Origin of the sequence: Rhizobium sp. G187, assembly GCF_051549525.1 — a bacterium.
GTDB lineage: Bacteria > Pseudomonadota > Alphaproteobacteria > Rhizobiales > Rhizobiaceae > Allorhizobium.
In genome coordinates, this window is the sequence record NZ_JBPUGM010000007.1 from 136,146 (window position 1) to 154,686 (window position 18,541).

Sequence of the window (18,541 nt, forward strand, 5' to 3'; positions counted from 1 at the left end):
GCGGGTCAGGCTGTGGGTCTTCTCACTGTTCCAAATGGGCTGCCGATAGGATCAGTGCGATCGTCAACCCAGTCGGCTGCCAGTCAAACGCGATGCTGCCACCGAGTTGGTGGGTCGCGCTCATTCTGGCAAGCTTGCTGCCGAAGCCTTCCGAGTTCGGCGCCTTCATGGCCGCATGCCCCAGATCCTCGACCCAGCTGACCCGCAGCTCCGCGCCGTCTTCTGCCCAGCGGACGTCGAGCCGGCCGTCTGGTTCGCGGAAGGCGCCATATTTCGAGGCGTTGGTTGCCAGTTCATGAAAGATGAGTGCAAGGCTCGCCGAGGCTTTCGGCCCGACAAGGATGTCTGGACCTGCCATCGAGACGCGATCCGATGCCGGGTCGATATGCGGACTGATGAGCTCCTGGAGGAGGGCTGCGAGGTGCAGTGCTTCGCGGCTCGTCGTATCGTTCGAAATGACTGGCTGAACCAGTTCGTGGGCCTTTGCCAAGGCCTGTAGCCGCCCCTGTAGAGAGGTTGCCATACCGGCGACTGTCGCGGAGTTCCTGGCGGTCATGCTGACCATGCCGGATGTCACTGCGAAAAGGTTCTTCACGCGGTGATTGAGTTCCTTAAGCAACAGCTGGCGGGCTTCCTCCGCAACCTTAAGATCGTGAATGTCGGTGCAGGTTCCGTACCAGCGCGTGATGTCACCGTCGTCATCGCGCACGCACTGGGCTCGGCCGATCACCCAACGGTAAGCGCCGGTGTGATGGCGTAGCCGATATTCGACCTCATAGGGGGCGCCCGTCTCCAGACTTTTTCGCCAGGTATCCCATGTGCGTGGCTGATCTTCCGGATGGAAGACATTGGCCCAGTCTGCACCGTCTGTGGAGCCGCGCGGGACACCGGTAAATTCATACCAACGCTCGTTGAAGTAGTCATGATAACCATCGGCGGTGGTCGACCAGATCATCTGGTCGATCGAATTGACGATCGCTTCGAAGCGTTGCTCGCTCTCCCGCAGTGCAACCAGTGCCGTCGTGGCGTCGGTGACGTCCGTCGCCTGAACGAAGATGCCGCGAGAGCCGCCTTCCGCATTGCTGATCGGCTGGTAGACAAAGTCGACATAGCGCAATTCCGGGGCCGTTCCCTCGCGGGCCAGGCGAATGGGGACAGCTCGGCCAATATGAGGTTTTCCAGTCTCGAAGACCTGATCCAGAAGCTCGATAAAGCCTTGGCCGACCAGTTCGGGGAGGGTCTCGGCCACCGTTCTCTGCAGAACCTCATCACGGCCGATGAGGTCGAGGTAGGCAGGATTGGCCAGAGTAAAGACGTGATCCTTGCCTTCCGTAATGGCAATCGCTGCCGGAGCCTCGGCGAACATGCGTCCAAGACGGGCATTTTCCTCCTGCGCTTTGCGCCTTGCGATGACGGCAGCCGTGGTTTCGTTGCCCTGGTTGAACACGCCGACGATGCGATCGCTCTCATCGCGAATGGCGGTAAAGCTATAGTTCCAGTAGGTTTCTTCCACCACGCCGTTGCGCAGCATCGGCAGAAGCTCATCGAAGCGCGATACGCCCTGACCGGTTTGCTGGACCTGTTCGAATTGGGGTCCGACAACTTCCCAGATATCGAACCAGACTTCGCTTGCGGGCCGCCCAAGTGCCCAGGGGTGACGTTCGCCCGGAATGGGGGCCCAGGCATCGTTGTAGATCAGAATTAAGTCGGGGCCCCAATAGATCGCCGTCGGAAAACTCGAGCTCAGACAAATGGACAAGGCAGCCTTCAGGGCCGCCGGCCAGGCATCCGGCGGGCCGAGGGTTGTAGACCAGTCATGGCTGCGGATGAGATCAGCCATTCCGCCCCCGTGCCTCAGAAAGCCGGGCTTACTCTCGTTCGTCATGAATGGTCGGTTCTCGTGATTTTCACGCTAAAGTTACGGAGAGGGGGTGGGCGGGTCAAGTCGTTCGGGTGCCGCACAGATTGCAATTATCCTTGGCACGTTGCCTCTTGCGGATGCCACACAATTTTTTTCCGGATCGGTGGGAACCATTTCCTCACTGGCTCATTTGCTGTCCACACAAGTGTCAGGATAGTTTTTGCATGAGTGACTTAAATTCCTCGCGACGTGGTGCGCGAGATGCGGCACAGCGCCTCCTGGCGGCGCATCCTTCCGAAGATCCCTTTGCCGCGGCCTTCAAGGCGACGCGCATGCCGATGCTGATTACCGATCCTCGGCAGGACGACAATCCAATCATCTTCTGCAATCAAGCCTTCCTGAAGCTCACGGGTTACACCGAAGATGAAATGTACGGGCGGAACTGCCGGCTTCTGCAGGGGCCTGAGACGGATCCTGACGCCGTGCGTCGCCTTCGCGAAGCAGTGGACAACGCGCATGACGTGTCTCTTGATATCCTCAACTATCGCAAGGACGGATCGACGTTCTGGAATGCGCTCTTTGTCAGTCCCGTGCGCGACGAGAGCGGCGAGGTCATCTATTTCTTTGCCTCCCAGCTTGATTTCACCAACATCAAGAGCAAGGAAACCGAACTGGCCGAAGCGCGCCGTTCAGCCGAGGAAGAGGTTGCCAGGCGGACCAAGGATCTCAGCGATGCCTTGCAGGCAAAGACCATGCTGGTGCATGAGGTCGATCACCGGGTCAAAAACAACCTCCTGACCATCGCCTCGATCGTCAAGTTGCAGGCCCGCCTTTCGGAAGACGAAGTGGTGAAGAGGACGCTGTTTTCGGTGCTCAATCGTGTCGAGGCGCTCAGCACCGTACAGCGCAAGCTATTCACCAGCAGCGATCTCGGTCGCTTTGATGTGGCCGACTTTGCCAAGGATCTGATCCAGGATCTGGTCGGGGCCCTGCATCGTGACGATATCCGCGTGACGACAGATCTCGCGCCAGTGCTTGTGCCCTCCGTCAAGGCGTCGGCGCTGGCATTGATCGTCAACGAGCTCGTCGTTGATGCGGTGCGCCGTGGGCTGAGTGACGGTGGTGGTGAAATCCACCTGCAGGTGAAGCGCAAGAACGGCCATTTCATCATCAGGGTAACCGACACAACCACGCCCGTTTCCGTCAATCCGGAAGAAGAGGCCTTTGGCCGGCTGATGCTCGACACCTGTGCCAAGCAACTCAATGCGTCGATCGAGCGTTACGAGGACGGCCCCCGGACGGACGTGCTCGTGACCATGCCTGTCGAGATTATGAAGGACTGAGAAAAGTGAAGATCATGATTGTCGAAGACGAGGCGCTGCTTGCACTCGAGCTCGAGTTTGAGGTGGAGGCGGCCGGCCATTCAGTGGTTGGGACTGCCCCGTCGCGCAATGCGGCCTTTGATCTGATCGAGCAGGGGCAGCCGGATTTCGCTTTCGTCGACGTCCATCTGAATGATGGGCCGACAGGCATCGAAATCGGGGAGCGGCTCAGTGAGCGCGGCATTCCCTTCATTTTTGTCACGGGCAATGTGAAGCGCATTCCGGAGGGATTTGTCGGTGCAATCGGGGTGATCGAGAAGCCCTACACGATGCATGGCCTGAAGAATGCGCTGACCTATATCGGCGAACGCGTCATGTGCGGTACGGAAGTCGGGCCGCCAGCCGGCCTTATTCTGGCGGGATAACGCTTTAGAAGCTGCGGATTTCGCATGCTTTCCGTGGACCGCCGCCATGGGGCTGATAGGTATTGTCACTGACGCGATAGGACCTGTAGCGCGCGGCGCATTCCTCTATGCTCACTGCATCGACGTGCATACTGTCACGTTCGGCTTCGCTCACCTCGTAGCTGGCAATCGACGAATCTGATGTGTCTGACGAAACCTGCTCCAGTGGTATTGGTGAAGACCTGTCATGGAACTCTGCCGTGTCGAATGGTGACTCGCATGTCCGCCTTGCGCCGCTGAATGACAGATAGGTGTTATCTTCCACCCTATAGGAGCGATACTTCCCTTGGCACCAGTCAAGATGCTCCGGCGCATAACCGATGCTGATCTCGCCTTCTTCCGGCGGGATGCTTTCCTCCAGCGCGGACGTGACCACATAGTCGAGGCCCGACGCTTCGTTGTCAGCTGATAGATCCGGCTTGGTTTCAGGCGGGATGGAGGCGACCATTACCGTGTCTGCTGGCAAACGGGCAGCGATGCGCTGATAACCCTGCGTATCTCTGTTTGCTATTGTGACCGGCCCGCTTGTCCAGAGAGGCGAATTGTCCAGGCCGGTAAAGTGATGCTGACCCTCATCCGGCAGTGCTGCCTGGACCACTGCCAAGCCAGCGATGAGCAGGGTCACCGTCGTGGCGACGCCAGAGAGGAGCAGAAAAGCGGACTTCATGTCATTCTCCATTGATTTGACTGGAGAATGTTTACCTGCCCCCGGATGTTCCCGACCGATCCGAAAACTCTGTTTTGCCCTTGTTACCGGCCCCAGGCGAGGCCGGCTGCGGGTGTCGGTTGAGTGTCAGTGGTTGTGACGCGGTGGTTTTTTTGCGATTTGGCGGAACCTGTCGGCATCACGGATGGTCGCGCCATCCGCGAGCTGCGTCACCGTCTGACGGTACAGCATCTGCCATGGCGTGGCGTCTGCCGGCACGGCAGGAATGCCCTCAGCTTTGCGACGGGCAATTTCCGTGTCATCCACCAGCATGTTGCATTGTCCCTGATTGAGGTCGATGCGGATCGGATCGCCTGATCTGATCCATGCAAGGCCACCGCCAGCTGCACTCTCTGGCGAGGCATTGAGGATGGATGGACTGTCAGCGGTACCGGACTGGCGGCCGTCGCCGATCGTCGGAAGGCTCAGGACCCCACGCTTGATCAAGTGGTCTGGTGGCTGCATGTTGACGACCTCGGCAGAACCCGGCCAACCCAGTGGACCTGCCCCGCGAATGACGAGGATGCAGTTCTCGTCTATGTCGAGGGCGGGGTCGTTGATGCGCTTGTGATAGTCTTCCGACCCATCAAAGACGATGGCGCGGCCTTCGAACACGCCTTCACGTCCCGGCTCCTGCAGGTATCGCTGGCGGAACCCTTCCGAGATGACGCTGGTCTTCATGATGGCGAAGTCGAAGAGATTGCCTTTCAGAACGAGGAAACCGGCGCGCTCCTTCATCGGTTCGGCATAGGATTTGATGACCTCGCGGTCGGTCGCTTCCCGCCCTTCGATGTTTTCCGCCATGGTCTTGCCGGTAACGCTCTGACAGCTGCCGTCGAGTTTGCCCGCCTGGAGCAGTTCCCACATGATCGCCGGAACGCCGCCAGCCCTGTGGAAGCGTTCGCCGAGATAGGCGCCGGCCGGCTGGACATTGGCAAGCAGAGGAATGTCGAAGCCATGGATCTGCCAGTCCTCCGGCAGAAGTTCGACCCCTGCATGCTTGGCCATGGCCATCAGGTGCGGCTGGGCGTTGGTCGAGCCGCCAATTGCTGAATTGACCTTGATGGCATTGAGGAAGGCTTCCCGGGTGAGGATGTTCGAGGGGCGAATGTCTTCAAGCACCAGCTCGACCGCACGGCGCCCGGTGCGATAGGCCATCTGGCCGCGCTCGCGATAGGCGGCTGGAATGGCTGCGCAGCCGGTGAGCGACATGCCGAGGGCTTCTGCGATCGCATTCATGGTCGAGGCGGTGCCCATGGTGTTGCAGTGGCCGATCGACGGGGCGGAATCCAGCGCCCGTTCGAGGAATTCCTCGCGGGTGATTTCGCCAGCGGCATATTTGCGTCGTGACCGCCAGATGACGGTGCCGGAGCCGACGAGTTCGCCATCGTGCCAGCCGTCAAGCATGGGGCCGCCTGACAGAACGATGGCGGGAATGTCGACGGTGGAGGCTGCCATCAGGGCCGATGGCGTGGTCTTGTCGCATCCCGTGGTCAGCACGACCCCGTCAAAGGGATAGCCATAGAGAAGTTCGACCAGACCGAGATAGGCGAGATTGCGATCAAGGGCTGCCGTTGGTCGCTTGCAGTTTTCGAACAGGGGATGCGAGGGGAATTCGATCGGAATGCCGCCGGCATCGCGAATGCCATCGCGAACACGCTTGGCGAGATCGACGTGGTGGCGATTGCAGGGGTTGATGTCGCTGCCAGACTGGGCAATCCCGATGATCGGCTTGCCGGAGCGCAGTTCCTCCGGTGTCGTGCCGTAGTTCATGAAGCGCTCCAGATAGAGGGCCGTCATGTCGAGATGGTCGGGATTGTCGAACCAATCCTGCGAGCGCAGGCGGCGATCATTCTTTTTCGTCTCGCTCATCGGTTCTCCTCCCCGCGATGATTGATCTTTTCCAGGTGCAGCAAAAGGCCGCTATGGTCGGTTTCACCGTGGCCATCGGCAACAAAGGCCTCGAAGGCGCTTCGAACCTCTGCCGTCAGTGGCAGGTCGAGCGACAGGGCGTCTGCCATGGCGACGACTGCGTTCAGGTCCTTCAGCTGCAGTCGCGATGGGCCACCCGGCGCGAAGCTCCGGTCAACCATGCGCTGGCCATGCAGCTCAAGGATACGGCTCTCGGCAAAGCCGCCCCGGATCGCGTCGCGAAATTTTGCACGCGATGCGCCGCCGGCTTCCACCAGCATCATGGCCTCCGCCACCGCGCCGATGGTGATGGCGACAATCTGCTGGTTGGCGAGCTTGCAGATCTGGCCGGCGCCGGAAGGGCCGACATGGGTCACACGGCCGAGCGGCGCGAAGACGTCGGCAAGGCTTTCGACAATCTCGGCATTGCCGCCGGCCATGATGGCAAGCGTGCCTGCCTCTGCACCGACCACGCCGCCCGAAACCGGGGCGTCGAGATGGGCAATGCCACGTTCAGCAAGGCGCGCCGCATGATCGATGGCCATCGGGGGAGCAATGGAGGAGGTATCTACGACGATTGCCCCGTCTTTCAGCGTTTCGGCAACGCCGCCCGCAAACAGCACGTCGGCGACGGCGTTGCCATCCGATAGCATGGTGAAAACGATATCGGCGTTCTTTGCTGCGCCGGCTGCTGTTTCGCAGATCCTGGCGCCATCGGCGGACAGCACTTGGGCTTTTCGTGCGTCACGGTTCCAGACCGATACATCGAAGCCTGCCGAAAGGAGGCGCTTCGCCATGGGCGCGCCCATCAATCCTGTGCCGAGAAAAGCAATGTGTCTGGCGGCTTGGGTGATCACAGCGAACCTCCCAGTTCGTCTTCGATATGAACGCGGATGATGTCGTCGAACGAGCTTTCGGCGGTGAAGCCCAGTTCGCGGGCGCGGGTGGCTTCGAAGCCGGGTGCCCATCCGGCGCACATGCGCATGATCATTTCGTCCGGTTCACGGCGGATGAGTCTGACCGCAGCGTCACCGGCCACGCGACGCAAGGCCTCAATCTGTTCACCGACCGTGGCGCTCAGGCCCGGCATGGAGAGGTTGCGGCGGGGGCCGACCTTTTCGAGGTCGATCGTCGCGCCATGGATCATGAAGCCTACAGCAGAGCGGGGGGAGGCGTGCCAATGGCGAACGTCCTCGCTGACCGGAAGCACGGCTTCCTTGCCAACCAGCGGTTCGCGCAGGATGTTGGAGAAGAAGCCCGAAGCGGCCTTGTTCGGTTTGCCCGGGCGGATGCAGACGGTGGGAAGCCGAATGCCGATGCCGTCGAAGAACCCCTTGCGGGAATAGTCCGAGAGCAGAAGTTCTGAAATCGCCTTCTGGGTGCCGTAGCTCGTCAGCGGCGTGGTGTGGAAATCGTCCGGGATCGGATAGGGCAGGGGCGCGCCGACAACGGCAATCGAGGAGGCGAAGACGAGGCGCGGGCGATAGCCGTCTTTCTGATGGGCCATGCGAATGGCCTCGAAGAGATAGCGTGTGCCGTCGAGATTGATGCGATATCCCTTGTCGAAATCCAGTTCCGCTTCGCCCGATACAATCGCGGCCAGGTGGAAAATCACATCCGGTCGGCCGGTTATAAGGGATTCGGCGGCATCCGGAGCCGACAGGTCGATGGTGCGGATGTTTGTTTTGCCCGTGAAGCCTGCCGGTTCCTCTGGAGCGACGACATCGACCAGTGTCATCGTGTCGATCGCCCGGCCATCAAGCCCACTGTCGCGCACCAGCCGTTCCGCAAGCTTGCGGCCGACCATGCCGGCTGCGCCGATAATCAGAATATGCATGCGTATCTCCTCCTCCAGAAGCATCCGACGGGGTGGTTATCCAAACAAGCCGCCGTTGATAAAAAAAGCATTTGTAAGGTTGTCTGATAACCTTATATCATTCGCTTGGAAACTGAATTGTTGATCATGCCTGCGGCTCCTCCGAAGTCGGCCCCGGCCATGGTCGTAAGGCCAAAGGAAAGAGCGCTATGGTCGCTGAGGGGAAACCGGGTGGTCACGTCGAAGCATTGGAGAGCCTACTTGGGGCTGATCTGGTGCTGTCTGGCCCCGAGGTGGAGCGTTATTGCCGGGATTGGCATGGCGATGTGACGTCCAGTGCCGTCGCGGTCATCCGGCCACGCAGCACGGCTGATGTCTCCGCCGCGGTTCTGGCAATCTCCGGTCTTGGTCTTTCCATCGTGCCGCAGGGTGGCAATACGGGTCTGGTGCTCGGGGCAACGCCTGATGATCCGGCCCGGCAAGTGGTCATCAGTCTTGAGCGGATGACGGCTATCCGTCGGATCGATGCCGATGATTTTTCCGCCACCGTCGAAGCCGGGGCGATCCTTTCCGATTTCAAGGACAAGGTGGAGGCTGCCGGGCTCTATTTCCCGCTGGCGCTTGGTGCCCAAGGATCGTGCCGGATCGGCGGTAACGTCTCGACCAATGCAGGCGGTATCAATGTGCTGCGCTATGGAATGACCCGCGAACTGGTGCTGGGTCTCGAAGTGGTTTTGCCCGATGGTTCCGTCTTCGACGGTCTATCGACCCTGCGCAAGGACAATCGCGGTATCGACCTCAAGCAATTGTTCATCGGCGCCGAAGGGACGCTCGGCATTATCACGGCGGTCTCGGTCAAGCTCCTGCCGCCAGCCGAACAGGTCGCCACGGCACTTGTCGGTCTCAACGCTTTGTCGGACGCCATTGCCCTTTATCGGCGGGCAAGGCGGGATTGCTGCGACCTGATGTCGGCCTTCGAATTCATGCCGCCCGTTGCCTTCACGCTTGCCCGTGAGGCTATGCCGGATCTCCTCATGCCAATTGCGGCTGATTATCCGGCCTATGTTTTGATGGAGATTTCCGGATCCGGGCTGGTCGATGTCGAGGATCTGATGCATCGCTTCCTTGAGGGCGTGATGGAGGAGGGGCTGGTGCTCGATGGTGTCGTCGCCGCATCCAAGGCCCAGTCGCGCAATCTCTGGCTCTTCCGCGAGGGCATGAACGAGGGCCAGGCGAGGCGTGGCGCGCATCTTCGCACCGATGTCTCCGTTCCCCTGTCGCGGCTTGCCGATTTCGTGCATGAGGCCGAAGCGGCTGTCATGGAGCAGTTGCCGGATGCACTCTGTGTTTCCTATGGCCATGTCGGCGACGGCAATGTGCATCTGAATGTCCTGCCGCCGAACGGGCTCACGCGGGAGGAGATCGATGCCTATCTCTACCGAGCGAAGATAGCGATCAACGAAGTGCTCTACCTCTTCGGTGGCTCGATCAGCGCCGAACATGGGGTCGGCCGGTTGAAGAAGGCTGACTTCGTCTCGCGGCTGCCGGATGCGCAGGCACGGCTTCTTGGTGCTATCAAGCGTGCGGTCGATCCGGGATTGATCATGAATCGCGGTTGCCAATTGAATTTCGATCCGGATTGATGAACAACCGGCGGCAGGGCAGGGAGATAAGGCAGACATGTCGACCGAGATCGGGCAGTTCAATATCGGGCAAATCAGGCGCAGCGAGCATTTGCCAGCGCGGATTGCTGCGCATCTTGCATCGGAGATCAGCGAATCCCGGCTGAAGCCTGGCGACAAGCTGCCGACCGAGCATGTTCTGGCAAAGACGTTGGGCGTCAGCCGTTCCGTGATCCGCGAAGCCATTGCCCAATTGCGCAACGAAGGCATGGTGGAAACCCGTCAGGGGGTCGGCGCCTTTGTCAGCGAGCGCTCGGCCCGTCTCATCCGGATCAAGGATGGTGAGCTATTCGACCCGCAAAGTTTCAGGGCGCTGTTCCAGCTTCGCGTGCCGCTGGAAGTCGAGGCCGCTGGGCTGGCGGCCGTGCATCATACGCCGGACGATCTTGCGAGGATCGATGCAGCGCTCGCGCAGATGACCGGTACGGAAAAATGGACAGACCAGGGGATCGTTGCCGATCTTGCCTTCCACCGCGTTGTTGCCGAGGCAACCCATAACGAATACTTCGCGCTGTTCATCGGGTTTATCGCTGAGCGGATCAGCCTGGCCATCAATGCGGCGCGGGCACGAGCGGTGCTTGAGGAGATCGTCGAAGCGACGATTGCCGAGCATGTGGCCCTGCGTGATGCAATTGCCAGTCGCGATCCAGCGGCGGCCCGCGAGGCGATGCGGGCCCATTTGCACGGGGCGGCAAGCCGCATCGCCCTCAGTCTCGACTAGACATGAATGGCCCGAGGGCCTGCTATCCGGGGTAAACTGCAGTCAGTGACTGGATGGGGCTAGACAGGACAGGGATCTGTCCTTAATGATTTGAATGGAGAGTTGTCAGACATCCTGACAATAGGGCGAGGTGACAGGAGGGTGTCCCTTGCCTGAGGAGGAGGAGGCCCGTCTTGGCGCCGAAGCATAACCTGAAGTCCGTCGATATCCTGCCGGAAGACGCCGCTGATGCAATCCTTGTCGGGCGCGTCTGGTCAAACGCAGCAGGTGGTCCGTGCCCGGTGCTTGTGAGGGCCGGCCGCGTGTTCGACCTCAGTAGCCTGTCGCCAACGGTCTCCGGGCTGCTCGAAATTGACGGACTATCCGACCGGCTTCTGGCGACAGCAGAATTCAGTGATCTTGGGGATCTGGATGCCTTCCTGAGTGGTGCATCGGGCCGGTTGCTGGCGCCGATCGATCTCCAGGCCGTGAAAGCGGCCGGTGTGACCTTCGCCGACAGCATGCTGGAGCGCGTGATCGAAGAGCAGGCCAAGGGCGATGCGGCACGTGCTCAGGATATCCGTGCCAAGCTGGCGCCGGTGCTGGGCGACAGCCTGCGCGGGCTCGTGGCCGGGTCCGAACAGGCCGCCAAGGTCAAGGCCCTGCTGCAGGACATGGGCCTCTGGTCGCAATACCTCGAAGTTGGCATCGGTCCCGATGCCGAAATCTTCACCAAGGCGCAGCCGATGTCTTCCGTCGCCTGTGGCGACCTTGTCGGCATTCATCCGATCTCCCATTGGAACAACCCCGAGCCCGAGGTCGTGCTTGCCGTACGCTCGGATGGTCGGATTGTCGGGGCTGCACTCGGCAACGACGTCAATCTGCGTGACGTCGAAGGTCGCTCGGCGCTGCTTCTCGGCAAAGCCAAGGATAACAATGCCTCCTGCTCCATCGGTCCGTTCATCCGCCTGTTTGACGGGCAATTCACGCTCGATGTCCTGAGCAAAGTGCGCGTCTCGCTTCTGGTACAAGGTGAAGACGGCTTTGAGATGACGGGCGAAAGCCCCATGGAGGCGATCAGCCGTTCGCCTGAGAATCTGGTCTCGCAACTGCGCAATCGCAATCACCAGTACCCCGATGGCGCCGTTCTGTTTCTCGGTACGATGTTTGCGCCGGTCAAGGATCGCAGGGGAGCGGGGCTCGGTTTCACCCATGAGGTTGGGGATCGCGTCGAGATCTTCACGCCGAAGCTCGGCCGGCTCGTCAACTGGGTCGATCGCACCGATGCGTGTCCCGAATGGACATTCGGCACGCGCGCTCTGTTTCGCAACCTCGCCGAACGCGGCCTTCTCAACAAGGTGTGAGACGAATGACCAAGATCATCGACCTCTTTTATCGCATTCTCGAATGGCTTCTCATCCTGCTCCTGTCGGGCATGGCCGTGATGGTCTTCGTCAATGTGATCCTGCGATACGCACTCAATTCGGGCCTCACCGTTTCCGATGAATTGGCGCGTTACTTCTTCGTCTGGCTGACCTTCATCGGGGCCGTCGTCGGTTTCCGAGAATACGGGCACCTCGGTGTCGAGTCGCTGGTCGCCGTCCTCGGCCGCCGGGGGCGTGTCGTCTGCATGATCATCAGCAATCTGGTCATTCTCGGCGTGTCCCTGCTGTTCTTCTGGGGCACGTGGAAGCAGTTACCGATCAATGCCAGCATGGCGGCGCCCGTGACCGGTCTGTCGATGGGCTGGGTCTACGGCATCGGCTTCTTCACTGGTGGCGGCTGTGCGCTGATCGCGCTTGAGCGCCTGGTCAGGCTTTTGAGCGGTCGCGCGACAGATGAAGAAATTGCCGCCTTTGCCGGAGAGAACCTTAGCCTCGAAAAACTGTCGGAGCGTGCCTGATGACCCTTATCGTCTTCATCGTCTCGCTTCTCGCTGCCATGGCGGTTGGCGTGCCGGTTGCTTTCTCGCTGATGTTCTGCGGCGTCACGCTCATGTGGTACATGGGCATGTTCAACAGCCAGATCATTGCCCAGAACATGATCGCCGGCGCTGATACCTTCACGCTGCTTGCCATTCCGTTTTTCGTGCTCGCCGGCGAACTGATGAATTCCGGTGGCCTTTCCCGCCGCATCATCGATTTCGCTGTTGCCTGTGTCGGCCATGTCCGCGGCGGCCTCGGCATCGTTGCCATTGTGGCGGCCGTCATCATGGCCAGCATTTCCGGTTCGGCTGCGGCTGATACGGCAGCGCTTGCGGCGATCCTCATTCCGATGATGGCCAAGGCCGGATACAACGTGCCGCGCTCGGCGGGTCTCATTGCGTCTGGCGGCATCATTGCGCCGGTCATTCCGCCGTCCATGGCCTTTATCGTTTTCGGCGTCGCGGCCAATGTCTCGATCACGCAGCTCTTCATGGCCGGCATCGTGCCCGGCATTCTGATGGGCGTAGCGCTGGTCGTGGCCTGGCAGATCACGGTGCGCAAGGACAATATCGTGCCGTTGCTCAAGGCGTCCTCGGCCGAGCGGCTTCGCGTGACAGGCCGTGCAGCCTGGGCTCTCGGCATGCCGGTGATCATTCTGGGCGGCATCAAGGCCGGTGTGGTGACGCCGACCGAGGCGGCCGTCATTGCAGCCGCCTATGCCATGTTTGTCGGCATGGTGATTTACCGCGAACTGAAGCCGAAAGACCTGCCACACGTTATCCTGCAGGCGGCGAAGACCACGTCGATCATCATGTTCCTGGTCTGCGCAGCGCTGGTTTCCGCCTGGCTGATCACGGCTGCCAACATTCCCGGTGAGATCACGGGCTATATCGAACCGTTGATTGACCGCCCGATGCTGCTGATGTTCGTCATCATGCTTCTGGTGCTCGTGGTGGGCACGGCACTCGACCTGACGCCAACAATCCTGATCCTGACGCCGGTGCTGATGCCGATTATCAAGCAGGCAGGCATCGATCCGGTCTATTTCGGCGTCATGTTCATCATGAACTGCTGCATCGGCCTGATCACGCCGCCAGTTGGCGTTGTGCTCAACGTCGTCAGCGGCGTCGGCCGCGTGCCGCTTGGCAAGGTGATTACGGGTGTCACGCCCTTTCTCCTCGCTCAGATCGCCGTGCTGATGCTGCTGGTGGTCTTTCCAGAGATCGTCATCGTTCCAGCTCAATGGCTGAGGTGACGCCCAAGCTTTTCTGCCGTCTCATCGTCAATCCAAGGGAGGATATCTTATGAGGAAGTTTCTACTCGCAACCACCGCAATTGCCTTCGCGGTCTCTGGCGCAGCCCCTGCGTTCGCAGAGTTCAATGAACGCACTATTCGCGTCTCGAACGGTATCAATGCGGACCACCCGGTCGGCAACGGCATTGACGCCATGCAGAAGTGCCTGGATGAAAAGTCCGGCGGCAAGCTGAAGCTACAGGCCTTCTGGGGTGGCGCTCTCGGCGGTGACCTTCAGGCAACCCAGGCCCTGCGCTCGGGCGTCCAGGAAGCAGTCGTCACCTCGTCCTCGCCGCTGGTCGGCATCGAGCCGGCACTTGGCGTCTTCGACCTTCCGTTCTTGTTCTCGTCGGCTGACGAAGCCTACAAGGTTCTCGACGGCGATTTCGGCAACATGATGAACGAGAAGATGGCAGCCGTCGGCCTGGTCAATCTCGCATACTGGGAAAACGGCTTCCGCAACCTGTCGAACTCGGTTCGTCCGGTGACCAAGTGGGAAGACTTCGAGGGCATGAAGGTTCGCGTCATGCAGAACAACATCTTCCTCGATACCTTCCAGAACCTCGGCGCAAATGCCACTCCGATGGCGTTTGGTGAAGTGTTCTCGGCGCTGGAAACCAAGACGATCGACGCGCAGGAAAACCCCTACGTGACGATCGATACCTCGAAGTTCTTCGAAGTGCAGAAATACATCACCGAGACGAACCACGCCTATACGCCGTTCCTCTTCCTCTTCTCCAAGGCGATTTTCGACACCTACACCCCTGAAGAACAGACCGCTCTTCGCGAGTGCGCAGTCGTTGGCCGCGATGTCGAGCGTTCGGTCATTGCCGACCTCAACAAGAAGTCGCTGGAAAAGATCAAGGCCGCCGGTCTTGAGGTGAACGTCCTGTCCGCTGACGAGCAGGCCCGGATCCGCGAGAAGTCCAAGATTGTCTACGAGAAGCACAAGGACGCGATCGGTGCTGATGTCGTCGATCAGATTCTCGCCAAGATCGAGGAAGCCCGCAAGTAAGCCAAAGTCTCCCTGGTCGTGGTCCTGATCCACAACCAGAAGAAGCCCGCAGCGTGTCATTACGCTGCGGGCTTCTGCATTTAAGATCTATCCTCAGAGGAAGCTGGTCTTATTCCGGGATGGCAGGCAGAACTTTGTCGCGCTTCTTCAGCTGCTGTTCGCGGAAGAAGATGAATAGACCGGAGCCCACGATCAGTGATGCGCCAATGACCATGGTCAGGCGTGGCACTTCCCCGAAGAAGAACCAGCCGAAGACAACGGCCCAGAGCAGAAGCGTGTACTGCAAGGGGGCAACGGTCGCAGCGTCCGAGATCTTCAGGGCTCTGTTGACCAGCATATGCGCACCCATTGCGACGATACCCAGGAGACCGAGCATCAGGACCTCGGATATCGAGGTCAGCGGCGTCCAGTCCAACGGCGCCATGACCAGACCGATCAATGCGGCACCTGCGGTCTGGAAAAAGACGAGCGTTTTGTCCGGCGTGCCACGAAGACTGCGGCCGGACAGCATCATGAAGGCGAAGGCGCCTGTGCCGATGATCGAGATGACGGCCGGCATGGTGAACATCGCACTCGACGGTTCGAGTGTGATGATGACGCCGACAAAGCCGATCGCGATCGCCGTCCAGCGTCGCCATCCGACCTTTTCACCGAGCAGGAAGGGGGCGGCGGCGGCCACATAGATCGGGGCTGCGAGCCAGTAGGTCATGACGTCGGCCAAGGGCAGATACATGACCGCATAGTAGAAGCAGAAGAGTTCGAGCGTGGAGAAAACCACGCGAGCAAACTGGAGGGCGGGGCGTTCAGCCTCGACGATTGGCTTCCGACCGGCCATCCAGAGAAAGGGTGCGAGGATGACGAGGGCGGCGATGCTGCGAATGAAGATCACCTGTCCGAGGCCGTAACTGGCGACCAGCCATTTGCCCATGGCATCATTGAGCGCAAAGAGCAGCATGCCGAGAAGCATGACGGCGGGGCCCGCAAAGGCCGCCCATCCTCCGGTCGATGTCGAGGAGGGCGAAGACGAGGTGGAGGTGGTCGACATGAAGGCTCCGGATCGGAAAAGTGGTCCGCTGCGGGCAGACGAAGAACGAAGGGTGGATCGGAATGAGGGGCCGGCGATCCGCGTGTGGTGATGTGAGAAGACCGCAACCGGACCTCTGGCTGGCTTACTTGCCGCCTAAAGCGCCCTGCTGCACTCCTCCCGAAGCGATGTCTGCATCTGTGCGGATACTCTCCCGATGCTGGTGGTTTTCCGATGCTGACTTCGCTGTCACGTTGTCAGACAAACTCGGGATCTTCAACTTCTTTCGGCATAGGTGCGCACGGTCAGAACCGGGCGGTATGGCCTTTTGAAATCCGTGTGCCGGAAGGGAAGGGCTTACGGGTTACCAATTCCCTAACGGCGTAGAACTTTAGCATACTAATCTAGTCGTGATTATTGACGCGAGACCGATTTATGGCAAGAATGTGACAAAGATGGCGAGAGCCACTTGAGGTCCGATAGGGAGAATTGCCATGTCTTATGCAGATATCAAACGGGGCAACGAACATCGGAATTGGCGTGCGGTTGAGGCTTGTCAGTCGCGCATCGCCATGATCGTCGCTGCTGTCAGCATCGGCTTTCTCGCAGTCCTCATCGTCACGCTCTGATCCTTTACGCCCGCGAGGGCTTTTCATTGAAGACCAAACAAAATGCGCCCGGATTGATGGATCCGGGCGCATTTTTTGTGTGTGAATGATCTTGGGGACTTATTCTTCGCGCTGACCGGTCAGGCTCAGCAGCAGCTGGAACAGGTTGACGAAGTTCAGATAGAGCGACAGAGCACCAAACACGGCGAGCTTCTGCTGGCTCTCCTGGTCGACATTTTCCGCATACTGCTGCTTGATGTTCTGGGTATCCCATGCCGTCAGGCCGACAAAGACGAAGACGCCGATGACGGAGATGGCAAACTGCAGGGCGCTGGAGCCCATGAAGATGTTGACCACCGAGGCGATGACGACGCCGATCAGACCCATCATCAGGAAGGAGCCAAACTTCGCCAGGTCACGCTTGGTGGTGTAACCATAGAGGCTCATGGCACCGAACATGGTTGCGGTGATGAAGAAGGTCCGCGCGATCGACGTTCCCGTGAACACCAGAAAGACCGACGAGAGCGAGAGGCCCATGACGGCGCAGAAGGCCCAGAAGGTCATTTGTGCCGTAGATGCCGACATCGTCTGGATGCGGAACGAGAAGAAGAAGACAAATGCAAGCGGAGCCAGCATCACGACCCACTTCAGCGGCGACGAGAAGATCGGCACATAGAGGGCCGGTGTCTGGCTGACGAAGAATGCGACAAGGCCGGTGATGACAAGGCCAAGGCCCATATAGTTGTAGATGCGCAGCATGTGCTGGCGCAGGCCCTCGTCGAAGAGAGCGCCGGACTGCGCCTGGGCGTTGGTGTAGCCCCAGCGGTTCTGAATAGGATCCATAGTCGAGTACCTCCGTGGATGGATCAGTAAAGGGTACGGGCAAGTTTGCGGGCCTGGTCGGCCAGCCTGTCCGTGTTTTCAGTTTCGGAGATCAGCGCGTAAGCGACTTCGCCGATCTGCCAGTAAGCGGCCTGGGTTTCGCCATCCTGCCGGAGCAGGACCTGCTGGACCGCAAAATTTCCGGGGCGCACGGCGAAGAGGGAAAGCCTCTCGCCCGCCTTTGGCTCAACGGCCAGTTCCACACTCGGTCCATAGGCCGAAGGAAAGACCTGCGCATCGCGCACCGCCCAGTCTCCTGGCATGGAGGGCAAGACGATTGCCGTCGCCGAGCGGATTTCAGCCGGGTCGAAGCGGCCGGCTTCGGGCTGGGATCGCATGTTCTCACGCAATTCCGCCGTCTGGTGTGCCCGCATCGCTTCCTCGACGAATTGCGGCGGCGGTACGGACGCGACTACCTCACCGATCCCTCCTGGCGCGATCCAGCCATGGGCGATCCAGCCGGCGCCGACGAGCAGCACGACGGCTGCCGCACGGCGCATTAGGTCCAAAGTCTGGCGACCGTTGAACGCACGCTCCAGCACACGGGCGGCTTCGCGGGTTTCCTGCCGCGCCACGGATGGAAGGCCGGCAAGTGCCAGACGGAGTTCGTCCCGGACCCGAAGATCAGCCATGACCTTCGCCGCAATCGAAGGATTTTCCGACAGATAGGCCTCGACCTCGATGCGACGGGCAACATCGAGCTGGTCGTCGACATAGGCATGCAGATCGGACTCGATGACAGGATCAAGGTTGGTCATCGGGATTTCCTCCAACGATTCTGAGGCGGGGCACGGCTTTTTCGTCCTCGCCGCCTTCCATGGCGCGCAGGCTGGCGCGCGCACGGGAAATGCGGGACATCAGCGTGCCCATAGGAATGTTCAAGACAGTTGCGGCTTCCTGATAGGATAGCTCCTCAATCGCAACGAGATGCAGCGCCTCGCGCTGATCGTCTGGCAAATCGAGGAAGGCTTCACGCACCTGCGACAGGCGAACCGAATGATCCTGGCCAGCAGGCGAAACGAGTTCTGCGATATCGCCGGCTTCACGATGGCGCCGCTCCAGCGAGCGATTGCGCCGCAGCCTGTCGACATGTGTGTTGTGCAATATGGATAGAAGCCAGTTGCGAATGCTGCCGTCGGAGCGAAAGCTCGACTTGCGTTCAAGCGCACGCACCAGCGTGTCATGCACCAGATCCTCGGCATCTTCGGGATTGCGGACGAGCGAACGGGCATAGCGTCGCAGAGCTGCGAGCTGGCCAAGAACATTGAAGGGGTTCGTTTTCGTCGTCATGACCCAGTATACGGTGCCGATGCCGCATTTATTCCAGCTGC

General features: G+C 60.0%; 18 protein-coding genes. 9 read left to right on the plus strand and 9 right to left on the minus strand.

The features are described 5' to 3' along the window. Positions 1–22 precede the first annotated feature (22 nt). Positions 23–1,840 (minus strand): sensor histidine kinase, encoded by a 1,818-nt coding sequence (locus ACSV9I_RS18930; protein WP_438330367.1) that lies wholly within the window; start codon positions 1,838–1,840, stop codon positions 23–25. Between the two features lie 245 nt (positions 1,841–2,085). Here ACSV9I_RS18930 and ACSV9I_RS18935 point away from each other — a divergent pair, with 245 nt between their 5' ends. Both ACSV9I_RS18935 and ACSV9I_RS18940 read left to right on the plus strand, forming a co-directional pair. Beyond that, the gene (locus ACSV9I_RS18935) at positions 2,086–3,204 is read left to right on the plus strand and encodes a PAS domain-containing protein (protein WP_438330368.1); all 1,119 of its coding nucleotides are present in this window, start codon (positions 2,086–2,088) and stop codon (positions 3,202–3,204) included. A 5-nt stretch (positions 3,205–3,209) separates the two neighbouring features. Next, positions 3,210–3,608 (plus strand): response regulator, encoded by a 399-nt coding sequence (locus ACSV9I_RS18940; RefSeq protein ID WP_438330369.1) that lies wholly within the window; start codon positions 3,210–3,212, stop codon positions 3,606–3,608. A gap of 4 nt (positions 3,609–3,612) precedes the next feature. Here the strand turns inward: ACSV9I_RS18940 and ACSV9I_RS18945 are convergent, their stop codons facing one another. The 4 genes from ACSV9I_RS18945 to denD all read right to left on the minus strand — a co-directional run bounded on the left by ACSV9I_RS18945 (position 3,613) and on the right by denD (position 8,101). Beyond that, positions 3,613–4,314, minus strand: a complete 702-nt coding sequence (locus ACSV9I_RS18945) for a BA14K family protein (protein WP_438330370.1) — start codon at positions 4,312–4,314, stop codon at positions 3,613–3,615. Between the two features lie 126 nt (positions 4,315–4,440). Then, positions 4,441–6,225, minus strand: a complete 1,785-nt coding sequence (locus ACSV9I_RS18950) for an IlvD/Edd family dehydratase (RefSeq protein ID WP_438330371.1) — start codon at positions 6,223–6,225, stop codon at positions 4,441–4,443. Next, positions 6,222–7,121, minus strand: coding sequence for an NAD(P)-dependent oxidoreductase (locus ACSV9I_RS18955; protein ID WP_438330372.1), 900 nt, complete (start codon positions 7,119–7,121; stop codon positions 6,222–6,224). Before ACSV9I_RS18955 ends, ACSV9I_RS18950 begins: the two co-directional genes overlap by 4 nt. Then, on the minus strand, positions 7,118–8,101 hold the full coding sequence (gene denD, locus ACSV9I_RS18960; protein ID WP_054158906.1) for a D-erythronate dehydrogenase: 984 nt from the start codon (positions 8,099–8,101) through the stop codon (positions 7,118–7,120). The genes ACSV9I_RS18955 and denD overlap by 4 nt, the downstream gene beginning before the upstream one ends. 188 nt (positions 8,102–8,289) lie before the next feature. Between denD and ACSV9I_RS18965 the strand changes: the two genes are divergently transcribed. The 6 genes from ACSV9I_RS18965 (at position 8,290) to ACSV9I_RS18990 (ending at position 14,696) form a co-directional block, all read left to right on the plus strand. After that, a complete protein-coding gene (locus tag ACSV9I_RS18965; RefSeq protein ID WP_438330373.1) occupies positions 8,290–9,723 on the plus strand; it encodes an FAD-binding oxidoreductase in 1,434 nt (477 codons plus the stop codon). Positions 9,724–9,760: 37 nt separating this feature from the next. Then, on the plus strand, positions 9,761–10,483 hold the full coding sequence (locus tag ACSV9I_RS18970; RefSeq protein ID WP_054158820.1) for a FadR/GntR family transcriptional regulator: 723 nt from the start codon (positions 9,761–9,763) through the stop codon (positions 10,481–10,483). Between the two features lie 173 nt (positions 10,484–10,656). After that, positions 10,657–11,826 (plus strand): fumarylacetoacetate hydrolase family protein, encoded by a 1,170-nt coding sequence (locus ACSV9I_RS18975; protein WP_438330374.1) that lies wholly within the window; start codon positions 10,657–10,659, stop codon positions 11,824–11,826. A 5-nt stretch (positions 11,827–11,831) separates the two neighbouring features. Continuing rightward, the gene (locus ACSV9I_RS18980; RefSeq protein ID WP_054158818.1) at positions 11,832–12,365 is read left to right on the plus strand and encodes a TRAP transporter small permease; all 534 of its coding nucleotides are present in this window, start codon (positions 11,832–11,834) and stop codon (positions 12,363–12,365) included. Then, on the plus strand, positions 12,365–13,642 hold the full coding sequence (locus ACSV9I_RS18985; RefSeq protein ID WP_438330375.1) for a TRAP transporter large permease: 1,278 nt from the start codon (positions 12,365–12,367) through the stop codon (positions 13,640–13,642). Before ACSV9I_RS18980 ends, ACSV9I_RS18985 begins: the two co-directional genes overlap by 1 nt. Before the next feature lie 49 nt (positions 13,643–13,691). After that, positions 13,692–14,696, plus strand: coding sequence for a TRAP transporter substrate-binding protein (locus tag ACSV9I_RS18990; protein WP_438330376.1), 1,005 nt, complete (start codon positions 13,692–13,694; stop codon positions 14,694–14,696). A gap of 109 nt (positions 14,697–14,805) precedes the next feature. On the opposite strand, the gene ACSV9I_RS18995 is transcribed toward ACSV9I_RS18990, so the two are convergent. Beyond that, positions 14,806–15,741 (minus strand): DMT family transporter, encoded by a 936-nt coding sequence (locus ACSV9I_RS18995; protein ID WP_438330377.1) that lies wholly within the window; start codon positions 15,739–15,741, stop codon positions 14,806–14,808. Positions 15,742–16,214: 473 nt separating this feature from the next. On the opposite strand from ACSV9I_RS18995, the gene ACSV9I_RS19000 reads away from it, so the two are divergent. Then, positions 16,215–16,349 (plus strand): hypothetical protein, encoded by a 135-nt coding sequence (locus ACSV9I_RS19000; RefSeq protein WP_306765484.1) that lies wholly within the window; start codon positions 16,215–16,217, stop codon positions 16,347–16,349. Between the two features lie 99 nt (positions 16,350–16,448). Here ACSV9I_RS19000 and ACSV9I_RS19005 read toward each other — a convergent pair whose 3' ends face one another. The 3 genes from ACSV9I_RS19005 to ACSV9I_RS19015 are packed head-to-tail and all read right to left on the minus strand — an operon-like array spanning position 16,449 to position 18,500. Continuing rightward, positions 16,449–17,171 carry a Bax inhibitor-1/YccA family protein gene (locus tag ACSV9I_RS19005; RefSeq protein WP_054158814.1) on the minus strand — a complete coding sequence of 241 codons (723 nt, stop codon included), beginning with the start codon at positions 17,169–17,171 and terminating at the stop codon, positions 16,449–16,451. 23 nt (positions 17,172–17,194) lie between these two features. Further along, a complete protein-coding gene (locus tag ACSV9I_RS19010; RefSeq protein ID WP_054158813.1) occupies positions 17,195–17,968 on the minus strand; it encodes an anti-sigma factor family protein in 774 nt (257 codons plus the stop codon). Next, positions 17,955–18,500 carry a sigma-70 family RNA polymerase sigma factor gene (locus ACSV9I_RS19015; RefSeq protein WP_438330378.1) on the minus strand — a complete coding sequence of 182 codons (546 nt, stop codon included), beginning with the start codon at positions 18,498–18,500 and terminating at the stop codon, positions 17,955–17,957. The genes ACSV9I_RS19010 and ACSV9I_RS19015 overlap by 14 nt, the downstream gene beginning before the upstream one ends. Positions 18,501–18,541 lie beyond the last annotated feature (41 nt).